This is a genomic window from Mycobacterium triplex (assembly GCF_000689255.1).
Taxonomy (GTDB): Bacteria; Actinomycetota; Actinomycetes; order Mycobacteriales; family Mycobacteriaceae; genus Mycobacterium; species Mycobacterium triplex.
Genome location: NZ_HG964446.1, coordinates 2,870,221 through 2,894,263 on the forward strand (window position 1 = coordinate 2,870,221; position 24,043 = coordinate 2,894,263).

A 24,043-nucleotide genomic window follows, 5' to 3' on the forward strand; every position below is an offset into this window, starting at 1 on the left:
CGGGTGGAGCTTTGGGGGACTCACATGGAACGTGGTGAGCGGGCGCACCCGCTGACGCGTGGACAGCTCGATATTTGGCTCTCGCAGGAAACCGGTTTCGCGGGTACCGAGTGGCAGCTTGGCCTTTTGGTGTTGATCGAGGGCGCCGTCCATCATGATTTGCTGCAGCAGGCGATCAGGCAAGTCGTTGCGGAGTCCGAGTCGGGCCGGGTTGCGTTCTTCGAAGCCGACGGTCACGTTTTACAGAAGGCCGTCGATTATCCGGATACAGAGCTGGGATTCTATGATTTCCGGGGCGCGGACGACCCCGTGCGAAAAGTCCGCGAAATGGCGTCCTCAATTCAGCGCACGCCAATGCCGTTCTCGGGTCCGCTTTTCATTTTTACGCTATTCCAGACGCAAGATGATGAATTCTATTTATTCGCTTGCTGCCACCACATCGCGGTAGACGGCATGGGCATGGCGTTGGTGAGCCGCCGGGTCGCCACCGTCTACACCGCACTGGTCGCCGGCGAGCCCGTGCCGGACGCGTACTTCGGTTCGTTGCAGGACCTGATCGACTGCGAGTCCGGTTACGAGGCGTCCGCCGACTACTCCGATGACCAGGCCTATTGGCAGGAACACCTGCCCACCGAATCGGGATTTCATTACCGGCTGCCGCAACTCACCACGGAGCGCGACCCCTATCTGACGTCGGCCTCGGTGCAGCTGGATCCGGCGGTGGTGGGCCGCATGCAACAGCTGACGAAACAGTTGCGGGTCCGGCGGTATTCGGCCATTACGGCCGCGTGTGCGCTGTTGGTGCGTGGCTGGTCCGGAAATGCGTCCGAGGTGACGCTGGACTTCCCGGTCAGCCGCCGAGTGACCCCGGAGTCGAAGACATTGCCCGCGATGCTGGCCGGGGTTGTCCCGCTGGTGTTGACGACGGCTCCGGATTCGACGGTTGGCGATTTCGTCGCCCATGTCGACACGCGTATTCGGGAACTGTTGCAACATCAGCGTTTTCCGGTGCATGCCCTGGAAGGCGAGGGCGGCGCCCGGCAGGGCGCAAACCGGGTTGGCGTCAATTTCATCCCGTCCCGCCTGACCCTGAACCTCGCTGGTGCACCGGCACACGCGGGGTACACCAACCACGGCCCGGTGGGTCACTTCGGGTTATTCTTCCTGGGGGCCGGCGATCAACTGTTCCTGAGCACGGCCGGTCCCGGGCAACCGTTCGCGAATTTCGACGTCGCCGACCTGGCGGCGAAGTTGCAGCAGGTGCTGTTGGCGATGGTCGAGGACCCGACGGCGACGCTGTCGTCGATCGCGGCGCTCGACGCCGACGACATGACCCGCCTCGACGAGATCGGCAACCGGGCCGTCCTGACCGAGCTCGCTCCGGCGAAGGTGTCGATTCCGGCGACGTTCGCCAAACACGTCGAGCGCACCCCCGAGGCGGTCGCGGTCACCTTCGAGGGACGATCCACGACCTACCGGGAACTCGACGAGGCCGCCAACCGGTTGGCGCACCTGCTGGTCAGCGAGGGTGTCGGCCCGGGAAACGTGGTGGCACTTCAGTTTTCCCGGTCCGCCGACGCGATCATCGCGATCTTGGCCGTTTTGAAGACCGGTGCGGCATACCTGCCGATCGATCCGGCACTCCCGCCCGCGCGCACCGAGTTCATGCTCGCCGACGCCGCGCCGACGGCGGCGGTGACCACCACAGACCTGCGGTCGCGGCTGGACGGACAGGATCTGGTCGTCATCGACGTCGCCGATCCCCGCATCGCGGCCCAGCCCAGCGCGGCCCTGCCGATGCCGGACCCGGACAACATCGCCCACGTCATCTACACGTCCGGCACCACCGGCACCCCCAAAGGTGTTGCGGTTACCCATCACAACGTCACGCAGCTGTTCGCCTGCTTCGATGCCGGCCTGCCCCGCACCGGCGTGTGGTCGCAGTGCCACTCGTTGGCCTTCGACTTCTCGGTGTGGGAGATCTGGGCCGCCCTGCTGGGGGGCCGTCGGCTGGTGGTGGTTCCGGAGTCGGTGACCCGTTCGCCGGAAGACTTCCACGCCTTGCTCGTCGGCGAACACGTCAGCGTGCTCACCCAGACGCCTTCGGCGGTGGGGATGCTCTCGCCCGAGGGTTTGGAGACCGCGGCGTTGGTGGTTGCCGGCGAGGCCTGCCCGCCGGAGGTCATGGATCAGTGGGCGCCCGGCCGAGTGATGGTCAACGGCTACGGCCCCACCGAGACCACGGTGTGTGTGGCGATCAGCGCGCCGCTGGTGCCGGGATCCGGGGTGGTGCCGATCGGTTCGCCCGTCCCGGGCGCCGCGCTGTTCGTGCTGGACCGGTGGTTGAAGCCGGTGCCGCCCGGCGTGGTCGGCGAGTTGTATGTGGCCGGCGCCGGTGTGGCGTGCGGCTACGTGCGCCGCGCCGGTTTGACCGCGTCGCGGTTCGTGGCATGCCCGTTCGGGCAGCCGGGGGAGCGGATGTACCGCACCGGGGACCTGGTCTCCTGGGGAGACGACGGGCAGCTGCTCTACCTCGGCCGCGCAGACGAGCAGGTCAAGATCCGCGGCTACCGCATCGAGCTGGGCGAGGTCCAGGCCGCCCTGGCCGCGCTGGACGACGTCAAGCAGGCCGCGGTCATCGCCCGCGAGGACCGGCCCGGCGACAAGCGCCTGGTCGGCTATGTCACCGGCAGTGTCGACCCCGCCGCGGCCCGGGCCAGGCTGGCCGAGCGGCTGCCCGCCTACATGGTGCCCGCCGCGGTCGTCGTCTTGCCGGCGCTGCCGCTGACGCCCAACGGCAAGCTGGACACCCGCGCCCTGCCGGCGCCCGAATACCACAACGTCGGCGGCGCCTACCGTGCCCCGACGACGGCCGTCGAAGAGGTGCTGGCCGGCATCTACTCCGAAATCCTCGGCCTCGAGCGGGTCGGAATCGACGACTCGTTCTTCGACCTGGGCGGCGACAGCATCCTGTCGATGCAGGTCGTGGCGCGGGCCCGGGCGGCCGGAGTGCTGCTGCGTCCGCGCGACATCTTCGTCGAACAGTCCGTGGCGCGGCTGGCCCAGGTCGCCAGCGTGGCCACCGGCGAGATCGGGGTGGCCGACGAGGGTCTCGGCGAGGTGGTGTCCACCCCGATCATCCGCTGGCTGCAAGACGTCGACGGCCCGGTCGAGCAGTTCAACCAGGCGATGGTGGTGCAAGCCCCGGCCGGAGTGACCGAACCCGACGTGGCGGTGGTGCTCCAGGCGCTGGTGGACAGGCATGCCACCCTGCGGATGCGGGCCGACGACGACGGCGCCGGCGGCTGGTCGTTGTGGGTGCCCGAGGTCGAGTCGCTGGAAGGCGCCGGTCTGGTGCACACGGTCGACGTGCTGACCGACGAGGCGCTCGCCGAGGCGCGCTCGCGGCTGAACCCGGCCACCGGGGCGATGCTCAGCGCGCTGTGGGTGACCTCCACCAACCAACTGGCGCTGATCATCCACCACCTGGCCGTCGACGGCGTGTCGTGGCGAATCCTGTTGGAAGACTTGAACATCGCGTGGGCTCAACATCACAGCGGGCAAGAGGTCCAGTTGCCGGCGCCGGGGACGTCGTTTGCCCGCTGGTCCGCACTGCTGGCAGAGCACGCCCGCGACGCGGCCGTCGTGGCGCACGCGGACGCCTGGCGGCAGGTGGCCTCGACCCCGGCCGCGTTGCCGGCGGTGCAGCCGGCGGTCGATACGCACGCCAACGCCGGACGGCTGTCGGTGGACCTGGACGTCGACACCACCCGTCAGCTCCTGGGCGAAGTCCCCGCCGCGTTTCACGCTGGGGTGCAAGACATTCTGCTGATCGCGTTCGGATTGGCCTGGGCCGAATTCCTCGGCTCCCCGGGCCAGGCGCTCGCCGTCGACGTCGAGGGGCACGGGCGCAACGAAGAGCTCACTCCCTACGTGGACCTGTCGCGCACGGTCGGCTGGTTCACCTCCAAGTACCCGGTGTCGCTGACCGTGGCTGGCCTGGACTGGTCGCGGGTGACCGCCGGCGACCCGGCACTCGGCGCGGTGATCAAGGAAGTCAAGGAACAGCTGCGCGCCCTGCCCGACGGACTGACCTACGGTCTGCTGCGTTATCTGAACGACGAGGTCGACCTGGGCGGAGCCGACCCGGCGATCGGCTTCAACTACTTGGGCCGCATGGGTGCCTCGGCGGCCGAGCTCTCCGAGGACCTGTGGCGAGTCAGCCAGGACAGCCTCGCGCTGGCCGGTGCGGCCGCCTCGATCCCAATGCCGTTGGCGCACACCGTCGAACTCAACGCCGGTACCGTCGACAGCGAAGCCGGCCCGCATCTGCACGCCAACTGGACCTGGGCGCCTTCAGCACTCGACGAGACCCAGATCAACCGGCTCAGCCAGCTGTGGTTCGAGGCGCTGGCCGGCATTTGCGCGCACGTGCGCGGCGGTGGCGGCGGCCTGACGCCGTCCGATGTGGCCCCGGCGCGGCTGAGCCAGCAGCAAATCGACGAGCTGTCCCGGCAGCTGCGGGTTGCCGACGTGCTTCCGCTGACCCCGGTGCAGCAGGGGCTGTTGTTCCACAGCGCGCTCGCGGAGGGCTCCGGCGACGATCTGTACGCGGTGCAGTTGGGCGTCACGGTGACCGGCCCGCTCAACCAGAAGCGGCTGCGCGAGGCGGTGCAGACCGTGGTCAACCGCCACCCCAACCTGGCGGCGCAATTCTGCCAACAGTTCGACGAGCCGATCCAGATCATCCCGGCCGAGCCCGTCATGGCGTGGCAGTACGTTGAAATGGTCGGCGCCGAAACCGAAGTCGATCAGCGGGTCCAACAGCTGTGCGCCGACGAACGCGCCGCGGTGTGCGACATCGCCGAGGAGCCGGCTTTCCGGGTGGCCCTGATCCGCACCGGGGACAACCAGCACCGGTTTGTGATGACCATCCACCACATCGTGATCGATGGCTGGTCGCTGCCGATCCTGCTGCAGGAGATCTTCACGCTCTACTACGGGCAGCGGTTGGCCGCGCCCCCGTCGTATCGCAGCTTTGTCACCTGGCTGGCCGAGCAGGACCGCGACGCCGCACAAGCCGCCTGGGGCGAAGTGCTGGCCGGCTTCGACACACCGACGCTGGTGAGCCCGCCCGGGCAGGCCGCCGAGCGCGGCGTGGAATCGTATCGGGTGCAAGCCGATGTCACCCAGGCCCTCACCGAGCTGGCGCGCGCGAACCACACCACCGTCAGCAACGTGCTGCAGGCGGCCTGGGCGCAGGTGCTGATGTGGCTGACCGGCCACCACGATGTCGTCTTCGGCACCGCGGTTTCCGGGCGGCCGAGCGAACTGCCCGGCGCGGACGCGCTGGTGGGTCTGCTGATCAACACCGTGCCGGTGCGGGCCAGCGCCACGGCCACCACCACGATCGCCGACCTGATGGCCCAGTTGCAGCGGTACCACAACGACACCCTCGAGTACGACCACCTGGCGCTGCGGGACATCCACCGGGTGACCGGTCACGACCAGCTGTTCGACACGCTGTTCCTCTACGAGAACTACCCGGTCGACGCCGGCGCGCTGTTGGGCGTGCACGAGTTGGCCATCACCGATTTCAGCAGTCGCGAATTCAACCACTACCCGCTGTCGGTGGTCGTGACGCCGGGCCATGAACTGAGCCTGCGCGTCGAATTCGACAGCCACGTCTTCGATGTCGCCACCATCGACTCGCTGATCGAGCGGTTGCGGCGGGTGTTGGTCACGATGACCACCGATCCCACCCGGCGGCTGTCGTCGATCGACCTGCTCGACGCCGATGAGCATGCCCGGCTCGAGGAATGGGGCAACCGCGAGGTGCTGACGCTGCCCGCCAGCGCCCCGGTGTCGATTCCGGAACTGTTCGCCGCTCAGGTCGCGCGCGCCCCGGAGGCCGTGGCGGTCAACAGCGGAGACGGGTCGTGGACCTACCGCGAACTCGACGAGGCCGCAAACCGGTTGGCGCACTTGCTATCCGACCGTGGCGCCGGACCCGGCGAGCGAGTGGCGGTGCTGCTCAACCGATCTGCCGAAGCGATCGTCTCGCTGCTGGCGGTGCTGAAGACGGGTGCGGCGTATCTGCCGATGGATCCCGCACACCCGACGGCGCGGATGGAGTTCATGCTGTCGGACTCCGCGCCCATCGCCGCCCTGACCACCGCGGACCTGCGGCCACGGCTGGACAGCGCCGACCTGCCGATCATCGATGTCGAGGACCCGGCGATCGGCGCCGCACCGAACACCGCATTGCCGACACCGGCGGCCGATCACGTTGCCTACATCATCTACACCTCGGGCACCACGGGTAAGCCCAAGGGCGTGGCGGTCACGCACCGCAATGTGACCCAGCTGCTGGAGTCGCTGGACGCCGAGATGGAGATGGGTCAGGTTTGGACACAATGCCATTCGCTGGCATTCGACTACTCGGTGTGGGAGATCTGGGGAGCGCTGCTGCACGGCGGCCGGGTGGTCGTGGTGCCCGACGCCGTGGTCCGCTCGCCGGAAGACCTGCATGCCTTGCTGGTCAGCGAACAGGTCAGCGTGCTGAGCCAGACGCCTTCGGCGTTCTACGCGCTGCAAGCCGCCGACGCGCTGCAGCCCGAGCTGGGACAGCAGCTCAAACTGCAAACCGTGGTATTCGGTGGCGAAGCGCTTGAGCCGCAACGTCTTCAGACGTGGTTGCACAACCACCCGGGACTGCCTCGGATGATCAACATGTACGGCATCACCGAGACGACCGTGCACGCCTCGTTCCGCGAGATCGTCGACGCCGACATCGACAGCAACAACAGCCCCATCGGGGTGCCGTTGGCGCACCTCGCGTTCTTCGTGCTGGACGGCTGGCTGCGGCCCGTCGCACCCGGGGTGGTCGGCGAGCTGTACGTGGCCGGCGCCGGGGTGGCGAGCGGATACGTCGGCCGCCCGGACCTGACGACGACGCGGTTCGTCGCCTGCCCGTTCGGCGGACCCGGATCGCGGATGTATCGCACCGGTGACCTGGTGTCCTGGGGCGCCGACGGGCAGCTGCGGTACATGGGACGCGCCGACAAGCAGGTCAAGATCCGCGGCTACCGCATCGAACTCGGTGAGATCCAGGCCGCGCTGGCCGGTGTGGACGGCGTCTCGCAGGCCGCGGTGATCGCCCGCGAGGACCGCCCCGGCGACAAGCGCCTGGTCGGCTACGTCACCGGAACCGCGGACCCGACCGAGATCCGCAGCCAGCTGGCCGAGCGGCTGCCGTCGTACATGGTGCCCGTCGCGGTGGTGGTGTTGGACGCGCTGCCGTTGACGGTCAACGGCAAGCTCGACACTCGCGCGCTGCCCGCCCCGGAGTACTCCGACGCCGACAGCTACCGCGCCCCGACCGACGCGATCGAGGAAATCCTGGCCGGGGTCTACGCCCAGGTGCTGGGTGTGGAGCGGGTCGGTGTCGACGACTCCTTCTTCGACCTGGGCGGCGACAGCATTCTGTCGATGCAGGTGGTGGCGCGGGCCCGGGCGGCCGGCGTAATGTGCCGTCCCCGTGACGTTTTCGTCGAGCAGACCGTCGCGCGGCTGGCCCGGGTGGCCAGGATGGGCGGCGAGGGCGATGGCGCGGCCGACGAGGGTCTGGGTGAGGTCATCGCCACCCCGATCATCCGCTGGCTGCAGGAAACCGACGGCCCGGTCGAGCAGTTCAACCAGACGATGGTGGTGCAGGCTCCCGACGAGGTGACCGAGGCCGACGCGATCGCGGTGCTGCAGGCGCTGGTGGATCGGCACGCGATGTTGCGGCTGCGGGTGGACGACGACGGCGCCGGCGGCTGGTCGTTGTGGGTGCCCGAGGTCGGCTCGGTGGACGCCGCTGCGCTGCTGCGGTCGGTCGACGCGCTGTCCGACGAGGCGCTCGTCGAGGCGCGCTCCCGGCTGAGCCCGGCCGCCGGCGTGATGTTGAGCGCGCTGTGGGTCGGGTCCACCTCGCAGCTGGTGCTGATCGTTCACCACCTGGCCGTCGATGGTGTGTCGTGGCGAATCTTGTTGGAAGACTTGAACATTGCATGGGCCCAGCGCCACAGCGGGCAAGAGGTGGAGCTGCCGGCGCCGGGCACGTCGTTCGCCCGGTGGTCGTCGCTGCTGGACCAGCACGCGCGGGTTCCCGAGGTCGTCGCCCAGGCCGAGGCGTGGCGGCAGGTGGCCGCCGTGCCCGCCGCGCTGCCGGCCGCGCAGCCCGGAACCGACACCTTCGCCACGGCCGGACAGCTGTCGGTCGGGCTGGACATCGAGACGACGCGGCAGCTGTTGGGTGAGGTGCCGGCGGCGTTTCGCGCCGGGGTGCAAGACATTCTGTTGATCGCGTTCGGGTTGGCCTGGGCGGAGTTCCTGGGCAGCAAGGGCGCGCCGATCGGCATCGACGTCGAGGGCCACGGGCGTCACGAGGAATTGGCCGCCGACGTGGACCTGTCGCGCACGGTCGGCTGGTTTACCACCAAGTACCCGGTGTCGCTTGCCGTCGGTGAGCTGGGCTGGACGCAGGTGGTCGCCGGCGACACCGCGCTGGGGCCGGTGATCAAGGACGCCAAGGAGCAACTGCGCGGCCTGCCCGACCCGCTGACCTACGGACTGCTGCGGTACCTGAACCCCGACGTCGACCTCGACGGGTCCGACCCCGCAATCGGTTTCAACTACCTGGGCCGGCTGGGCGCGGGCGCGACGGACCTCTCCGGTGACCTGTGGCAGCTCTCGCAGGACGACCTGCCGGCCGCCGCGGCGGCCACGGCCGTCGCGATGCCGCTGGCCCACACCGTCGAGCTCAACGCCGGCACCATGGACACCGAGGGTGGCCCGCAACTGCAGGCCAACTGGACCTGGGCGTCCTCCGCGCTGGATCAGGCGCAGATTGATCGGTTGAGCCAGTTGTGGTTTGACGCGCTGTCGGGTATCTGCGCGCACGTGCGCAACGGTGGCGGCGGTTTGACACCGTCCGATATTGCGCCGGCGCGGATGAGCCAGCAGCAGATCGACGAACTGCAGCAGACCGGTCAGATCGCCGACGTGTTGCCGCTGACCCCGCTGCAGCAGGGCCTGTTCTTCCACGCCAGCACCGCCGAGGACCTCGGCGTCAGCGGCGACGACCTGTACGCGGTGCAGCTCGACATCAGCATCACCGGTGCCGTCGACCCGGACCGGCTGCGCGATGCGGTGCACACCGTCGTCACCCGGCACCCGCACCTGGTGGCACGCTTCAGCGGTGACTACGACGAGCCGCTGCAGATTCTGCCGGCCGAACCCGAGTTGACTTGGCAGTACCTCGAATTGGCTGGCGGCGATGTCGACGACCAGGTCGAGCAGGTGTCGGCGGCCGAACGTGCCGCCGTCTGCGATCTCGCCGCCTTGCCGGCCTTCCGGGCGGCCTTGCTGCGCACCGCGGACAACCAGTACCGCTTCGTGCTGACCAATCACCACATCGTGCTGGACGGTTGGTCGAAACCGCTTCTGCTGCAAGAGATTTTCGCCGGCTACTACGGTGCCAGGCTTCCTGCGCCGGTGTCATACCGCAGGTTTGTCACCTGGCTGGCCGGTCAGGATCGCAGCGCTGCCCGGGCGGCGTGGCGCGAGGTCTTCGACGGCTTTGACACCCCGACCCTGGTCGGCCCGCCGCAACGGATGGGGCTTGGGGCGCGCGGTGTCGAAGAGTTCCAGGTGTCCGCCGAGACCACGAGCGCGCTGAGCGAGCTGGCCCGGTCCTGCCGCACCACGGTCAGCACCGTGCTGCAGGCCGCCTGGGCGCAGCTGCTGATGCGGATGACCGGTCAGGCCGACGTCGCCTTCGGCACCGCGGTTTCCGGACGGCCGACGGACCTGCACGGCGCGGAATCCATTGTGGGCCTGATGATCAACACGGTGCCGATCCGGGCCAACCTCAACTCGGCCGAAACCATCGGCGACTTGCTCGACCAACTGCAAAGCTCCTACACCGACACACTCGAACACCAGTATTTGGGGTTGAACGAAATTCACCGAATCACCGGGCACGACCAGCTTTTCGACACGATGTTCGTCTACGAGAACTACCCGATCGACACGGCTGCGCTCTCGGGCGTTCAGGACCTGACGGTCACCAAGTTCACGAACCGCGAATACAACCACTACCCGCTTTCGGTGCAAGCCGTGCCGGGTCACGAACTGGGCCTTCGCGTGGAGTACGACACCGATGTCTTCGACAAGGCCAGTATCGAAACGCTGGTCGAGCGGTTGCGGCGGGTACTGGTAGCCATGACTGACGATGCGGGGGACGAGTAATGGCCGACGGAAAACGGCGGCTGTTATCGATTGACCTTCTGGACGAGGGTGAGACCGCGCGGTTGGACGACTGGGGCAACCGTGCGGTGTTGACCCGGCCGGTGAAGGCAGTGACGATTGCCGAGCTGTTTGCGGCGCAGGTCGCGAACGCCCCGGAGGCCGTGGCGCTGGTGTGCGGGGACCGGTCGTGGACCTATCGCGAGGTCGACGAGACCGCGGAACGATTGGCACGGGTGCTGACCGCTCACGGTGCGGGCCCGGGACATACTGTGGCGCTGCTGTTTTCGCGGTCAACCGAGGCGATCGTGTCGATGATGGCGGTGCTCAAGGCCGGAGCGGCCTACCTGCCGATCGACCCCGCGCTGCCGGACGCGCGGGTGGAATTCATGCTCGGCGACGCTACCCCGGTCGCGGCGATCAGCACCGCGGCGCTGCGGTCGCGGTTCGACGGGGCCGACCTATTCGTCGTCGACTTCGACGACCCGGGCGACGACCCCGGCGTCGAATTGTCCGCGCCGGCACCGGAAGACCTGGCCTACATGATTTACACCTCGGGAACCACCGGGGTGCCCAAGGGTGTCGCGATCACGCACCAGAACGCGACGTCGCTACTGGAGAAGCTGCACTCGGCCGTGCCGGCCGGCCCGGGACAGACTTGGTCGCAATGGCATTCGTATAGCTTCGACGTCTCGGTGTGGGAGATCTTCGGCGCCCTGCTGCATGGCGGTCGGCTGGTGATCGTCCCCGAAACGGTGGCCAGTTCACCCGAGGATCTGCACGCCCTGCTGCTCGCCGAAAAGGTCAATGTGCTGTGCCAAACCCCTTCTGCGGCAGCGATGCTGTCGTCGGAAGGGCTGGAGTCGACCGCGGTGTTCGTGGCGGGCGAGGCGCTGCCGTCCGAGGTGGTGGATCGGTGGGCGCCGGGACGGGTGCTGATCAACGCCTACGGTCCGACCGAGGGCACGATCTATGCGGCGATGAGTACGCCGTTGACGCCGGGTGCGCCGGCGCCGATCGGTGTGCCCGTGCCGGGCGCGGCGTTGTTCGTGTTGGACAAGTTTCTGCGGCCCGCGCTCGAGGGTGTGACCGGCGAGCTGTACATCGCGGGTCGCGGTGTGGCCAGTGGGTATCTGCGGCGGTCCCCGCTGACCGCGTCGCGGTTCGTGGCGTGCCCGTTCGGCGAGCCGGGCGACCGGATGTATCGCACCGGGGACCTGGTGCGCTGGGGCCCCGACGGACAGCTGCAGTACCTGGGCCGGGCCGACGAGCAGGTCAAGATCCGTGGTTATCGCATCGAATTGGGTGAGGTGCAGGCGGCTTTGGCCGGCCTCGACGGGGTGCAGGCCGCGGCGGTGATCGCTCGCGAGGATCGCCCGGGCGACAAGCGACTGGTCGGGTACGTCACCGTCACCGCTGAGGTGGACACCGCGCTGATGCGCACCACGCTCGCGGAGCGGCTGCCGGCCTACATGGTGCCGTCGGCGATCGTCGTGCTCGACGCCCTGCCGCTGAACGTCAGCGGCAAGCTCGACAAACGCGCCCTGCCGGCACCCGAATACGCCGGCGGTAACGAATATCGCGCGCCGACCGACGCGGTCGAGGAGATCCTGGCCGGAATCTACGCGCAGGTGCTCGGCGTCGAGCGGGTCGGCGTCGACGACTCCTTCTTCGACCTGGGCGGCGACAGCATCCTGTCGATGCAGGTGTCGGCGCGCGCCCGGGCCGCCGGCGTAATGTGCCGTCCCCGTGACATTTTCGTCGAGCAGACGGTGGCTCGGCTGGCCCGGGTGGTCACGATGACCGACGGCGCCGACGGCGTCGTCGACGAGGGCATCGGCGATGTGGTCGCCACCCCGATCATCCGCTGGCTGCAGGGCGTCGTCGGCCCCGTCGAGCAGTTCAACCAGACGATGGTGGTGCAGGCTCCGTCGGCAGTGACCGAGGCCGACGTGGCGCCGGTGCTGCAGGCGTTGATCGATCGGCATCCCACCCTGCGGTTGCGGGTCGAGGACGACGACGCGGGCGAATGGTCGCTTCAGATACCCGAAGTCGGGACCCTGGCCGCCGCGGAACTGCTGCAGTCGGTCGACGTGTTGACCGACGAGGCGCTCGTCGAGGCGCGCTCCCGGCTCAACCCGGCCGCCGGTGTGATGCTGAGCGCGTTGTGGGTCGGGTCCACCTCGCAGCTGGTGTTGATCATCCATCACCTGGCCGTCGATGGTGTGTCGTGGCGAATCCTGTTGGAAGACTTGAACATTGCGTGGGCCCAGCACCACAGCGGGCAGCCTCTTGCGCTGCCGCCCGGCGGGACGTCGTTTGCCCGCTGGTCGTCGCTGCTGCAGGAGTACGCGCAGCGTCCCGCGGTGACCGAGCAGGCCGAGGCGTGGCGGCGAGTGACTTCGGTCCCGGCCGCCCTGCCGGCGGTGCGCCCCGAGGTGGACACCTACGTCAGCGCCGAGCAGATGTCGGCCGAGCTCGACGTCGAGACGACCCGGCTGCTGTTGGGTGAGGTGCCGGCGGCGTTTCACGCTGGGGTGCAAGACATTCTGTTGATCGCGTTCGGGTTGGCCTGGGCGGAGTTCCTGGGCACCGGCGCGCCGATCGGCATCGGCGTCGAGGGCCACGGCCGTCACGAGGAATTGGCGCCGGGCGTCGACCTGTCGCGCACCGTCGGCTGGTTCACCACCAAGTACCCGGTCTCGCTGGCCGTCGGCGGTCTGGACTGGGCCAAGGTGGTCGCGGGCGACACCGCGCTGGGGCCGCTGATCAAGGACGCCAAGGAGCAGCTGCGCGGCCTGCCCGACCCGCTGACCTACGGACTGCTGCGCTACGCGAACAACGAGGTCGACCTGCACGGCGGTGACCCGGCGATCGGGTTCAACTACCTGGGCCGGCTCGGCGCCGGCACGGCGGCGGAGCTCTCCGGCGATCTGTGGCGGATATCCGAAGAAGGCTTGTCGGTCGCCGGCGCGGCCACCGCGGTGCCGCTGCCACTGATGCACACCGTCGACCTCAACGCCGGCACCATGGACACCGAGGCAGGCCCGCACCTGCACGCCAGCTGGACCTGGGCGCCCTCGGCGCTGGACGGCGAGCAGATCAGCCGGCTGAGCCGGCTGTGGTTCGAGGCCCTGACCGGCATCTGCGCGCACGTGCGCAACGGCGGCGGTGGCCTGACGCCGTCCGATCTGCTGCCCGCCCGGTTGACCCAGCAGCAGCTCGACCAACTCGAGCAGCAGTACCATCTCGCCGACGTGCTGCCGCTGACCCCCGTGCAGCAGGGTCTGCTGTTTCACGCCAGCGTCGCCCAGGGCGGCGACAACGGCGACGACGTCTACGCGGTGCAGCTGGGCATCACCATCGCCGGCTCGATCGACCCGCAGCGTCTCCGCGAGGCGGTGCAGACGGTGGTCAACCGGCATCCCAACCTGGCGGCCCGCTTCAGCGCACAGTTCGACGAGCCGGTGCAGGTCATTCCCGCCGAGCCCGTCATGGCCTGGCGGTACATCCAGCTCGACAGCGACGAAGCCGGCCACGACGAGCAGATCGAGCAGCTGTGCGCGGACGAGCGCGACGCGGTCAGCGACCTGCTCGGCCGCCCGGCGTTCCGCGCCGCGTTGATCCGGACCGCCGAGAACAAGCACCGGTTCGTGCTCACCAACCACCACATCGTGATGGACGGGTGGTCGCTGCCGATCCTGCTGCGCGAAATCTTCGCCGGCTACTACGGCGAGCGGCTGCCCGCGCCCGCGTCATACCGCAGTATTCTCACCTGGCTCGCCGAACAGGACCGCCCCGCCGCCCAGGCGGCGTGGCGCGAGATGTTCGAAGGTTTCGACAACCCGACCCTGGTCGGGCCCGCGACGCGGATGGGGCTGGGACGTCGACGCGTCGACTCCTACCGGGTGTCCGCCGAGACCACCCGGGCGCTGAGCACGCTGGCCCGCTCCTGCCACACCACCGTCAACACGGTGCTGCAGGCCGGGTGGGCGCAGCTGCTGATGTGGCTGACCGGCCAGCGCGACGTCGCGTTCGGCACCGCGGTGTCGGGACGGCCCCCCGAAGTGCTGGGCTCGGAATCGATTGTCGGCCTGCTGATCAACACCGTTGCGGTGCGGGCGAACACCACCGTGTCCACCACGGTCGCCGAGCTGCTCGACCAGCTGCAGACCGCGCACAACAACAGGCTCGAGCACGAGCACCTGGGCCTGTCCGACATTCACCGCGCCACCGGCCACGACCAGTTGTTCGACACGCTGTTCCTGTACGAGAACTACCCGATCGACACCAACGTGCCGGTGGGCGTGCACGAGCTGGCCATCACCGACGTCACCAACCGTGAATACAACCATTACCCGCTTTCGGTGATGGCGTTGCCGGGCCACGAATTGGGCATCCGCGTCGAGTACGACACCGACGTGTTCGACCCAGCCAGCATCGAAACGTTGGTGGAGCGGTTCCAGCGGGTGCTGGTCGCCATGACCGCCGACCCGGCCCAGCGGTTGTCGTCCATGGACGTGCTGGATGCCGGTGAGCATGCCCGCCTGGACGGGTGGGGCAACCGCGCCGTGCTGACGCAGCCCGCGGCGGGCACGACGATCCCGGCGATGTTCGCCGCGCAGGTGGCACGCACCCCGGACGGGGTAGCGCTGGTGGACGGCGAGCGGTCCTGGACCTACCGCGAGCTCGACGAGGCGGCCGAGCGGCTGGCGCGGGTGCTGGTCAACGACGGCGCACGCCCGGGCGAATGTGTGGCGCTGCTGTTCAACCGGTCGGCCGAGGCGATCATCGCGATGGTGGCGGTGCTCAAGTCCGGCGCGGCCTACCTGCCGATCGACCCCGCAATGCCCGACGCGCGACTGGAGTTCATGCTCGGCGACGCCACGCCGGTCGCGGCCATGACCGACGCGACCATGCGGTCCCGATTCGACGGGGCCGACCTGCCGGTGATCGACGTCCACGATCCGGACCTGTCGATCCCGTCGGACATCACCTTCCCGGTGGCGGCGCCCGAGGATCTGGCCTACACGATCTACACCTCGGGGACGACCGGTGTGCCCAAGGGCGTGGCGATCACCCACGGGAACGCGACGTCACTGCTGGAAGCGCCCGACCCCGGCGCGCCGACCGGCCCGGACCAGGTGTGGTCGCAGTGGCACTCCTACAGCTTCGACGTCTCGGTGTGGGAGATCTTCAGCGCCCTGCTGCACGGCGCGCGGCTGGTGGTGGTCCCCGAATCGGCGGCGGCGTCGGCCCACGAGCTGCGCGATTTGCTGGTCGCCGAGCAGGTGACCGTGGTGGGTCAAACGCCGTCGGCGCTGGCGATGATGCCCCCCGAAGGGTTGGAGTCCGCGACCCTGGTGATGGCGGGGGAGGCATGCCCCAACGAAGTGGTGGACCGGTGGGCACCGGGCCGGGTGATGATCAACGCCTACGGCCCGACCGAAGCCACCATCTACGCGGCGATCAGCAAGCCGCTGACGCCAGGCGGGGGAGCACCGATCGGTTCGCCGGTGCCGGGTGCGGCATTGTTTGTGCTGGACAAGTGGTTACGGCCGGCGCCCGAGGGTGTGGTCGGCGAGTTGTACATCGCCGGTCGCGGTGTGGCGGTCGGCTATCTGCGCCGGGCCGGACTGACCTCGTCGCGGTTCGTGGCCTGCCCGTTCGGTGGGCCGGGCGACCGGATGTATCGCACCGGCGACCTGGTGCGCTGGGGCGCCGATGGGGAGCTGCAGTACCTGGGGCGCGCCGACGAGCAGGTCAAGATCCGGGGCTACCGCATCGAGCTCGGCGAGGTGCAGGCGGCGCTGGCCGCCCTCGATGGGGTGCAGGCCGCCGCGGTGATCGCTCGCGAGGACCGTCCCGGTGACAAGCGACTGGTCGGGTACGTCACCGTCACCGGCGACGTCGACACGGCCCAGATGCGCGGCCGGCTGGGCGAGCGACTGCCGGCCTACATGGTTCCGACGGCGATCGTGGTGCTCGACACCTTGCCGCGGACCGTCAACGGCAAGCTCGACAAACGCGCGCTGCCCGCACCCGAATACCAGAGCGCCGTGCGCTACACCCCGCCCGCGACGCCGACCGAGGAGATCGTGGCCGGGATCTACGGCCAGGTGCTGGGCATAGAGCGGGTCGGTGTGGAGAACTCCTTCTTCGACCTGGGCGGTGATTCGCTGTCGGCGATGCGCGTGGTCGCCGCCATCAACACGGCGTTCGATGCCACCCTGTCGGTGCGCACGCTGTTCGAGGCGCCGTCGGTGCGCACCATCAGCGAGCGGTTGGACCGCGACCCCGACGCCGACGAGACCGATGCCCACGGCCCGAGTTACGTTGCCGTGCACGGCCGCGACACCGAGGGGCTGCGTGCCGGCGACCTGACGCTGGACAAGTTCATCGACGAGACGACGCTGCTCACCGCTCCGACACTGCCGGGGCCGAGCGCCGAAGCGCGCACCGTGCTGCTGACCGGCGCGACCGGCTTCCTCGGGCGTTACCTGGCCCTGGAGTGGCTCAAGCAACTGAAGCGAGTGGACGGCAAGCTGGTCTGCCTGGTGCGCGCCGGCTCGGATCAGGAGGCGTGGCGCCGCCTGGAGAAGACCTTCGACACCGGCGACCCGCGGCTGGTGGACCACTTCCACCAGCTGGCCGCCGATCACCTCGAGGTCGTCGCCGGCGACAAGGGCGAAGCCAACCTGGGCCTCGACGAGCAGACCTATCAACGACTGGCCGACACCGTCGATCTGATCGTCGACTCGGCCGCCGTGGTCAACGGAGTGCTGCCGTACCGAGAGTTGTTCGGGCCCAACGTAGTTGGCACCGCCGAGCTGATCAAGTTCGCGCTGACGTCGCGGATGAAGCCCTACGCATACGTGTCGACCTCGGACCTGGGGCGTCAGATCGAGCCGGCGTTGTTCACCGAGGATGCCGACATCCGGGTCATCAGTCCGACCCGCGTCCTGGACGGCAGCTACGCCAACGGCTACGGCAACAGCAAGTGGGCCGGCGAGGTGCTGCTGCGGGAAGCCAATGACGCGTTCGGGCTTCCGGTTTCGGTGTTCCGCAGCGACATGATCCTGTCCGACGTCAGCTACGCGGGCCAGTTCAACATGACGGACGTGGTCACCCGGATGATCCTGAGCGTGGTCGCCACCGGCGTCGCGCCCGGTTCGTTCTACCAGCGCGACGAGAACGGCAACCGGCAGCGGGCGCACTTCGACGGGCTGCCCGTCGAATTCGTCGCCGAGTCGATTGCCACCCTCGGGGCCCAGGTGGTCGACGGGTTCGAGACGTATCACGTGATGAACCCGCACGACGACGGCATCGGAATCGACACCTACGTCGACTGGCTGATCGAGGCCGGCTATCCGATCCAGCGCATCGACGACTTCGCCGAGTGGGTGCGCCAGTTCGAGACCCGGCTGCGGGCCCTGCCGGACCGGCAACGCCAGCACTCGGTGCTGCAGATGCTGCAGTTGATGCTGCACAACCCCGAGCAGATCCAGCCGCTCGAGCCGACCCGCGGGTCGTTCGCTCCGACCGACCGGTTCCGTGCCGCGGTGCAGGAAGCGAAAATCGGCGCGGACAACGACATCCCGCACATCTCGGCACCGGTGATCATCAAGTACGTCACCGACCTGCAACTGGTGGGTCTGCTCTAGCCAACTGTCGCGGGGTGGCGCTGACTACGATTACAAGTCGTTCCGCCAGTTGATCGGAGTGCCCACGCGATGACAACCGCCCGCGTACCCGGACTGCCGCTCGGCGAGGCCAAGGCCGCCGCCGACGAAGCGGCCGTACCCGACTACATGGCCGAGCTCAGCATCTTCCAGGTGCTGCTGAACCATCCGCAGCTGGCGCGCGCGGTCAACGACCTGCTCGCGACCATGCTGTGGCACGGTTCGCTGGACGCGCGGCTACGGGAGCTGGTGATCATGCGGATCGGTTGGCTCACCGCATGCGAATACGAATGGACACAGCACTGGCGGGTCGCCACCCGGTTGGGTGTCACCACCGAGGACCTGCTCGGTGTGCGCGACTGGCAACGGCACGACGGGTTCGGGCCCGCCGAGCGCGCGGTGCTGGCCGCCACCGACGACGTGGTGCGCGACGGCGCGGTCAGCGCGCCGAACTGGGCCGCCTGTGAGCGCGAATTACAAAGTGACAAAACGATTCTCGTCGAGCTCGTGACCGCGATCAGCGCGTGGCGAATGGTTTCGTCGATACTGAAGAGTCTCGAGGTCCCGTTGGAGGACGGTGTGACGGGCTGGCCGCCCGACGGGCGTGCGCCCGCGGGTTGATTGCCATGTCGGGCGATACCTCATAGCGTCGAAGAATGCGGACCAGAGTCGCCGAGCTGCTCGGTGTGGAGTTCCCGATATGCGCCTTCAGCCACTGTCGTGACGTCGTCGCCGCGGTCACCAACGCGGGCGGATTCGGGGTGCTCGGCGCCGTCGCGCACAGCCCGCAGCGGCTGCGCAGCGAGCTGACCTGGATCGAGGAGCAGACCGGCGGCAAACCCTACGGGGTCGACCTGCTGCTGCCGCCGAAATACGTCGGCGCCGAGCAAGGCGGCATCGAGGCGAAGCAAGTCAGGGATCTACTGCCCGAGGAGCACCGCGCGTTCGTCGAAGACCTGCTTGCCCGCTACGGCGTCGCGGCGCCCGCCGAACCCCCGCGCCCATCCGTCGGGGGCCTGAACATCTCGCCCAAGGGCTACGAGCCGCTGCTGGAAGTGGCCTTTGCACACAACATTCGGTTGATCGCCAGTGCGCTCGGGCCGCCGCCGGCCGATCTCGTCGAACGCGCCCACGGACACGATGTGTTGGTGGCCGCGCTGGCCGGCACCACCGCGCACGCGCGACGGCACGCCGCGGCGGGTGTCGACCTGATCGTCGCGCAGGGCACCGAGGCGGGCGGCCACACCGGCGAGGTGGCGACCATGGTTCTGGTTCCCGAAGTCGTCGACGCGGTCGCGCCGGTTCCGGTGCTGGCGGCGGGCGGCATCGCCCGCGGCCGCCAGATCGCGGCGGCCCTGGCCCTGGGCGCCGAGGGCGTGTGGTGTGGCTCGGTGTGGCTGACCACCGAGGAAGCCGAGACCGACCCGGTGGTCAAGGAGAAGTTCCTGGCCGCCAGTTCCTCCGACACGGTGCGCTCGCGGTCGATGACGGGCAAGCCGGCCCGGATGTTGCGCACGGCCTGGACCGACGAATGGGAGCGGCCGGGAAACCCGGCGCCGCTCGGGATGCCGTTGCAGACCACCCTGGTCACCGAACCGCAGCTGCGCATCAACCAGGCGGCCGCCCATCCGGGCGCCAAGGCACGCGAACTGGCCACGTATTTCGTCGGCCAGGTGGTCGGTTCGCTCGACCGGGTCCGGCCGACCCGTTCGGTCGTGCTCGAGATGATCGAGGAGTTCGTCGACACCATCGGACGGCTGGAAAACTTGGCTGACAACTAACTGTCGCGGCCCGTTTTGCCTGGATGTGAACGATGCCACAGTGCGGCGTCTGGCTAGGTCAGGGGCGTTAAGGCTGATCGAAAGCTGTGAAGACGCCTAAAAGTTGCGCAATACGCGCCAGATCACATTGACCGGGTTGGGGCCCTCGTGGAGTATTTACGGCAGCACCTCGTTAGGTGAGGCGGCTACACGAACACAGGCCACTGACCCCGAACGTCGAAAGACGCCCCGGGTCAGGACAGCTCCTCCCGGCTTAAGGGTTGAGCCAAAGTGGCTTCCGGAGTTCCGGACACGTCGTGTGGTGCCAAAGCTCTGACGAGAGGGGTGCGGATTTCCGGCGGTCGCCGGATTCTGAACTCCTTATGGTGCGCGCAAATAGGCGCGGTAACCGCGCTCGTCGTGGCCGTAGAGGAGGTGAGGGACGTATGAGTTCCAGTGGCAGTCCGGATGGATATCTCCGGACACGCTCCGTCCCAATCCGACCTCCGGCCCGAGCCTCGAGCTAGCGAATCAGCTTACCGCTCAAGCGTTTCGGATCGGAACCCGGACGGGTCGGGACACCTCAGTCCAGTCAGGTACCCGTTTGCAATTCCGTTAGGAGACGATCATGACCGCAGTACTCTTCGACGAAGTAGTTGCCGCAGCGCCCGCCCGCAACCTGCGTGTCGTGCCCGACACCACCAAGGCTCCCGCGCCCAAGAAGAACGCTCGGCCCGCCAGCGCGCTGCCGTTCGGCCTCGGCCACGACCCGATCGTCGACGGGGTCGCGATCCTGCTGACCTACCCGGTGCGCCACGTGTACGCGGCCCTGCTGCGGGCCGGTGTGCTCGAGGTCCGGGCGTGAGCTTGCCTACCGCGAGACTACATCTGCCGACGGTGTTACTCGGCGTTTGCGTGGGCAGTTGCAGTCTCGCGGTAGAGTAAAGCGGCGTTGATCCGGCCATCACCGGGGAGCCTTCGGAAGAACAGCCTGACAGCCCAGTAGAACCGAACGGGTAGGCCCGTCACAGCCTGAATCGAGCGGCCGCGCGTGAGCGTGGCAAGCGGGGTGGTACCGCGGTGCTCGCGCAGGTTGCGCGACCTCGTCCCCGGCCTGACCGTAGGCACGCAGGAGACGACGCGCACCGTGACCGAAAACGCTGACGCCAGGGCTTATCCCAAGCTCGCCGGGGGAGCCCCCGACTTCCCGGCGCTGGAACTCGAGGTCCTCGACTACTGGACTCGCGACGACACCTTCCGGGCCAGCATCGCGCACCGCGACGGCGCCGACGAGTACGTGTTCTACGACGGGCCACCTTTCGCCAACGGGCTGCCGCACTACGGGCATCTGCTCACCGGCTACGTGAAAGACATTGTCCCGCGGTATCGCACGATGCGTGGCTACAAGGTGGACCGCCGCTTCGGCTGGGACACCCACGGGCTGCCGGCCGAACTCGAAGTCGAACGCCAGCTGGGCATCACCGACAAGTCCCAGATCGACGACATGGGCATCGCCGCGTTCAACGAGGCCTGCCGGGAATCGGTGTTGCGCTACACCGACGAATGGCAGGCCTACGTCACCCGCCAGGCGCGCTGGGTCGACTTCGACAACGACTACAAGACGCTCGACCTGCCCTACATGGAGTCGGTGATCTGGGCGTTCAAACAGCTGTGGGACAAGGGCCTGGCCTACGAGGGCTACCGGGTGCTGCCGTACTGCTGGCGCGACGAAACCCCGTTGTCCAACCACGAATTGCGGATGGACGACGACGTCTACCAAAGCCGCCAGGACCCGGCCGTCACGGTCGGCTTCAAGGTAGTAGGCGGCGAACTCGACGGCGCCTACCTGCTGGTGTGGACGACCACGCCGTGGACGCTGCCGTCCAACCTGGCCGTCGCCGTCAACCCGGAGGTGACCTACACCCAGGTGCGCGCAGGCGATCGGCGCTTCGTGCTGGCCGAGGCGCGGCTGGCCGCATATGCGCGCGAGATCGGGGAAGAACCCGAAATCCTCGGCACCTGCTCGGGCGCCGACCTGCTGGGCATTCGCTACCTGCCGCCGTTCCCGTATTTCATGGACACCGCCAACGCATTTGTCGTGCTGCCGGGCGACTTCGTCACCACCGACGACGGTACCGGGATCGTGCACATGGCACCGGCCTACGGTGAGGACGACATGGCGACCACCGACAAGGTGCGCATCGTGCCGGTCACCCCGGTCGACTCCAAGGGCCGCTTCGACGTCACCGTCCCGGATTACCAGGGGCAGCACGTCTTTGACGCCAACCCGCAGATCATCCGCGACCTTAAGAACCAGAGCGGGCCGGCGGCGGTGAACCAGCCGGTCCTGATCCGCCACGAAACCTACGAGCACCCCTACCCGCACTGCTGGCGATGCCGGAATCCATTGATCTACCGAGCGGTTTCGTCGTGGTTCGTCACGGTCACCGAATTCCGGGATCGCATGGTGGAGCTGAACCAGCAGATCACCTGGTATCCCGAACACGTCAAGGACGGCCAGTTCGGCAAGTGGCTGCAGGGCGCCCGCGACTGGTCGATCTCGCGAAACCGCTACTGGGGCACCCCGATTCCGGTGTGGAAATCCGACGACCCGGCCTACCCGCGCATCGACGTCTACGGCAGCCTCGACGAGCTGGAGCGCGACTTCGGGGTGCGGCCCACCAATTTGCACCGGCCCTTCATCGACGAGCTGACCCGGCCCAACCCGGACGACCCGAGCGGTGCCAGCACGATGCGGCGCATCCCCGACGTCCTCGACGTGTGGTTCGACTCGGGCTCGATGCCGTATGCGCAGGTGCACTTCCCGTTCGAGAACGCGGACTGGTTCGACAGTCACTACCCCGGCGACTTCATCGTCGAATACATCGGGCAGACCCGCGGCTGGTTCTACACGCTGCACGTGCTGGCCACCGCGCTGTTCGACCGCCCCGCCTTCAAAACCTGTGTGGCACACGGCATTGTGCTCGGCTCCGACGGCCAGAAGATGAGCAAATCGCTGCGCAACTACCCGGATGTCTCCGAGGTGTTCGACCGCGACGGCTCCGACGCGATGCGCTGGTTCCTGATGGCCTCGCCGATCCTGCGCGGCGGCAACCTGGTCGTCACCGAGCAGGGCATCCGCGAAGGGGTGCGCCAGGTGCTGCTGCCGCTGTGGAACGCCTACAGCTTCCTCGCGCTCTACGCGCCGAAAGTCGGTACCTGGCGCACCGATTCGTCACATGTGCTGGACCGCTACATTCTTGCGAAGCTGGCCGTGCTGCGCGACGAGCTCACCGGCTCGCTGGAGATCTGCGACATCTCCGGGGCCTGCGAGCAGCTGCGCCAGTTCACCGAGGCACTGACGAATTGGTATGTGCGACGGTCGCGTTCGCGGTTCTGGGAGGAAGACCGCGACGCGATCGACACCCTGCACACCGTGCTGGAGGTGGCTTCGCGGCTGGCCGCGCCGCTGCTTCCGCTGATCACCGAGATCATTTGGCGCGGCCTGACCGCCGAGCGGTCCGTGCACCTGACGGATTGGCCGCAAGCCGAGGGACTGCCCGCGGACCCCGACCTGGTCGCCGCGATGGACCAGGTACGCGAGGTGTGCTCGGCCGGCTCGTCGCTGCGCAAGGCCAAGAAATTGCGAGTCCGACTGCCGCTGCCGAAACTGACTGTGGCCGTGCAGGATCCGCAGCAGCTGGCGCCGTTCACCGCCCTGATCTCCGACGAGCTCAACGTCAAGCGCGTGGAGCTGACCGACGCGATAGACACCTACGGCCGCTTCGAGCTCACCGTCAACGCCCGGGTCGCCGGACCACGGCTGGGCAAGGACGTGCAGGCCGCGATCAAGGCCGTCAAGGCCGGCGAGGGCGTCGTCAATCCCGACGGCACGCTGACCGCCGGTCCCGCGGTGCTGCAGCCCGAGGAGTACAGCTCGCGGCTGGTGGCGGCCGACCCCGAGTTCACCGCCGCGTTGCCCGGGGGAGCCGGGCTGGTCGTGCTGGACGGCACGGTCACCCCGGAACTCGAAGCCGAGGGCTGGGCCAAGGACCGGATCCGCGAGCTGCAGGAGTTGCGCAAGTCGACCGGCCTCGACGTCTCCGATCGCATCCGGGTGGTGATGTCGGTGCCCGCCGAACGGGCCGACTGGGCGCGCGCACACCGCGCGCTGATCGCCGGCGAGATCCTGGCCACCAGCTTCGAATTCGGCGATCCCGCCGACGGCGCCGAGATCGGCGACGGCGTGCGGGTGAGCATCGCCAAAGCCTGAGCCGCGAAACTGTATTCCGCGACGCATTTCGCGAG

At 68.3% G+C, this 24,043-nt stretch carries 6 protein-coding genes and 1 riboswitch; all 6 genes read left to right on the plus strand.

The features are described 5' to 3' along the window. Positions 1 to 24 precede the first annotated feature (24 nt). The 6 genes from BN973_RS13465 (at position 25) to ileS (ending at position 24,008) form a co-directional block, all read left to right on the plus strand. Positions 25 to 10,296 (plus strand): non-ribosomal peptide synthetase, encoded by a 10,272-nt coding sequence (locus tag BN973_RS13465; protein ID WP_036468744.1) that lies wholly within the window; start codon positions 25 to 27, stop codon positions 10,294 to 10,296. Beyond that, positions 10,296 to 17,957, plus strand: a complete 7,662-nt coding sequence (locus BN973_RS13470; RefSeq protein WP_036468746.1) for a non-ribosomal peptide synthetase — start codon at positions 10,296 to 10,298, stop codon at positions 17,955 to 17,957. The genes BN973_RS13465 and BN973_RS13470 overlap by 1 nt, the downstream gene beginning before the upstream one ends. 69 nt (positions 17,958 to 18,026) lie before the next feature. Beyond that, positions 18,027 to 18,596, plus strand: a complete 570-nt coding sequence (locus BN973_RS13475) for a carboxymuconolactone decarboxylase family protein (protein ID WP_036468747.1) — start codon at positions 18,027 to 18,029, stop codon at positions 18,594 to 18,596. Positions 18,597 to 18,631: 35 nt separating this feature from the next. Next, the gene (locus tag BN973_RS13480; RefSeq protein ID WP_036468749.1) at positions 18,632 to 19,756 is read left to right on the plus strand and encodes an NAD(P)H-dependent flavin oxidoreductase; all 1,125 of its coding nucleotides are present in this window, start codon (positions 18,632 to 18,634) and stop codon (positions 19,754 to 19,756) included. Positions 19,757 to 19,917: 161 nt separating this feature from the next. After that, positions 19,918 to 20,087, plus strand: a riboswitch (M-box (ykoK) riboswitch). 276 nt (positions 20,088 to 20,363) lie between these two features. Next, entirely contained in the window at positions 20,364 to 20,600 is a 237-nt protein-coding gene (locus tag BN973_RS13485) for an Rv1535 family protein (protein ID WP_036468750.1), read from the plus strand. Positions 20,601 to 20,882: 282 nt separating this feature from the next. After that, complete coding sequence (gene ileS / locus BN973_RS13490) at positions 20,883 to 24,008, plus strand: isoleucine--tRNA ligase (protein ID WP_036472379.1); 3,126 nt, start codon at positions 20,883 to 20,885, stop codon at positions 24,006 to 24,008. The last annotated feature ends 35 nt before the right edge of the window (positions 24,009 to 24,043 follow it).

Excerpts from the sequence above, each read along its gene's own strand:
- BN973_RS13475 (WP_036468747.1), top strand. The coding sequence starts at position 18,027 with ATGACAACCGCCCGCGTACCCGGACTGCCGCTCGGCGAGGCCAAGGCC.
- BN973_RS13465 (WP_036468744.1), top strand. The coding sequence starts at position 25 with ATGGAACGTGGTGAGCGGGCGCACCCGCTGACGCGTGGACAGCTCGAT.
- BN973_RS13485 (WP_036468750.1), top strand. The coding sequence starts at position 20,364 with ATGACCGCAGTACTCTTCGACGAAGTAGTTGCCGCAGCGCCCGCCCGC.
- BN973_RS13470 (WP_036468746.1), top strand. The coding sequence starts at position 10,296 with ATGGCCGACGGAAAACGGCGGCTGTTATCGATTGACCTTCTGGACGAG.
- BN973_RS13480 (WP_036468749.1), top strand. The coding sequence starts at position 18,632 with ATGCGGACCAGAGTCGCCGAGCTGCTCGGTGTGGAGTTCCCGATATGC.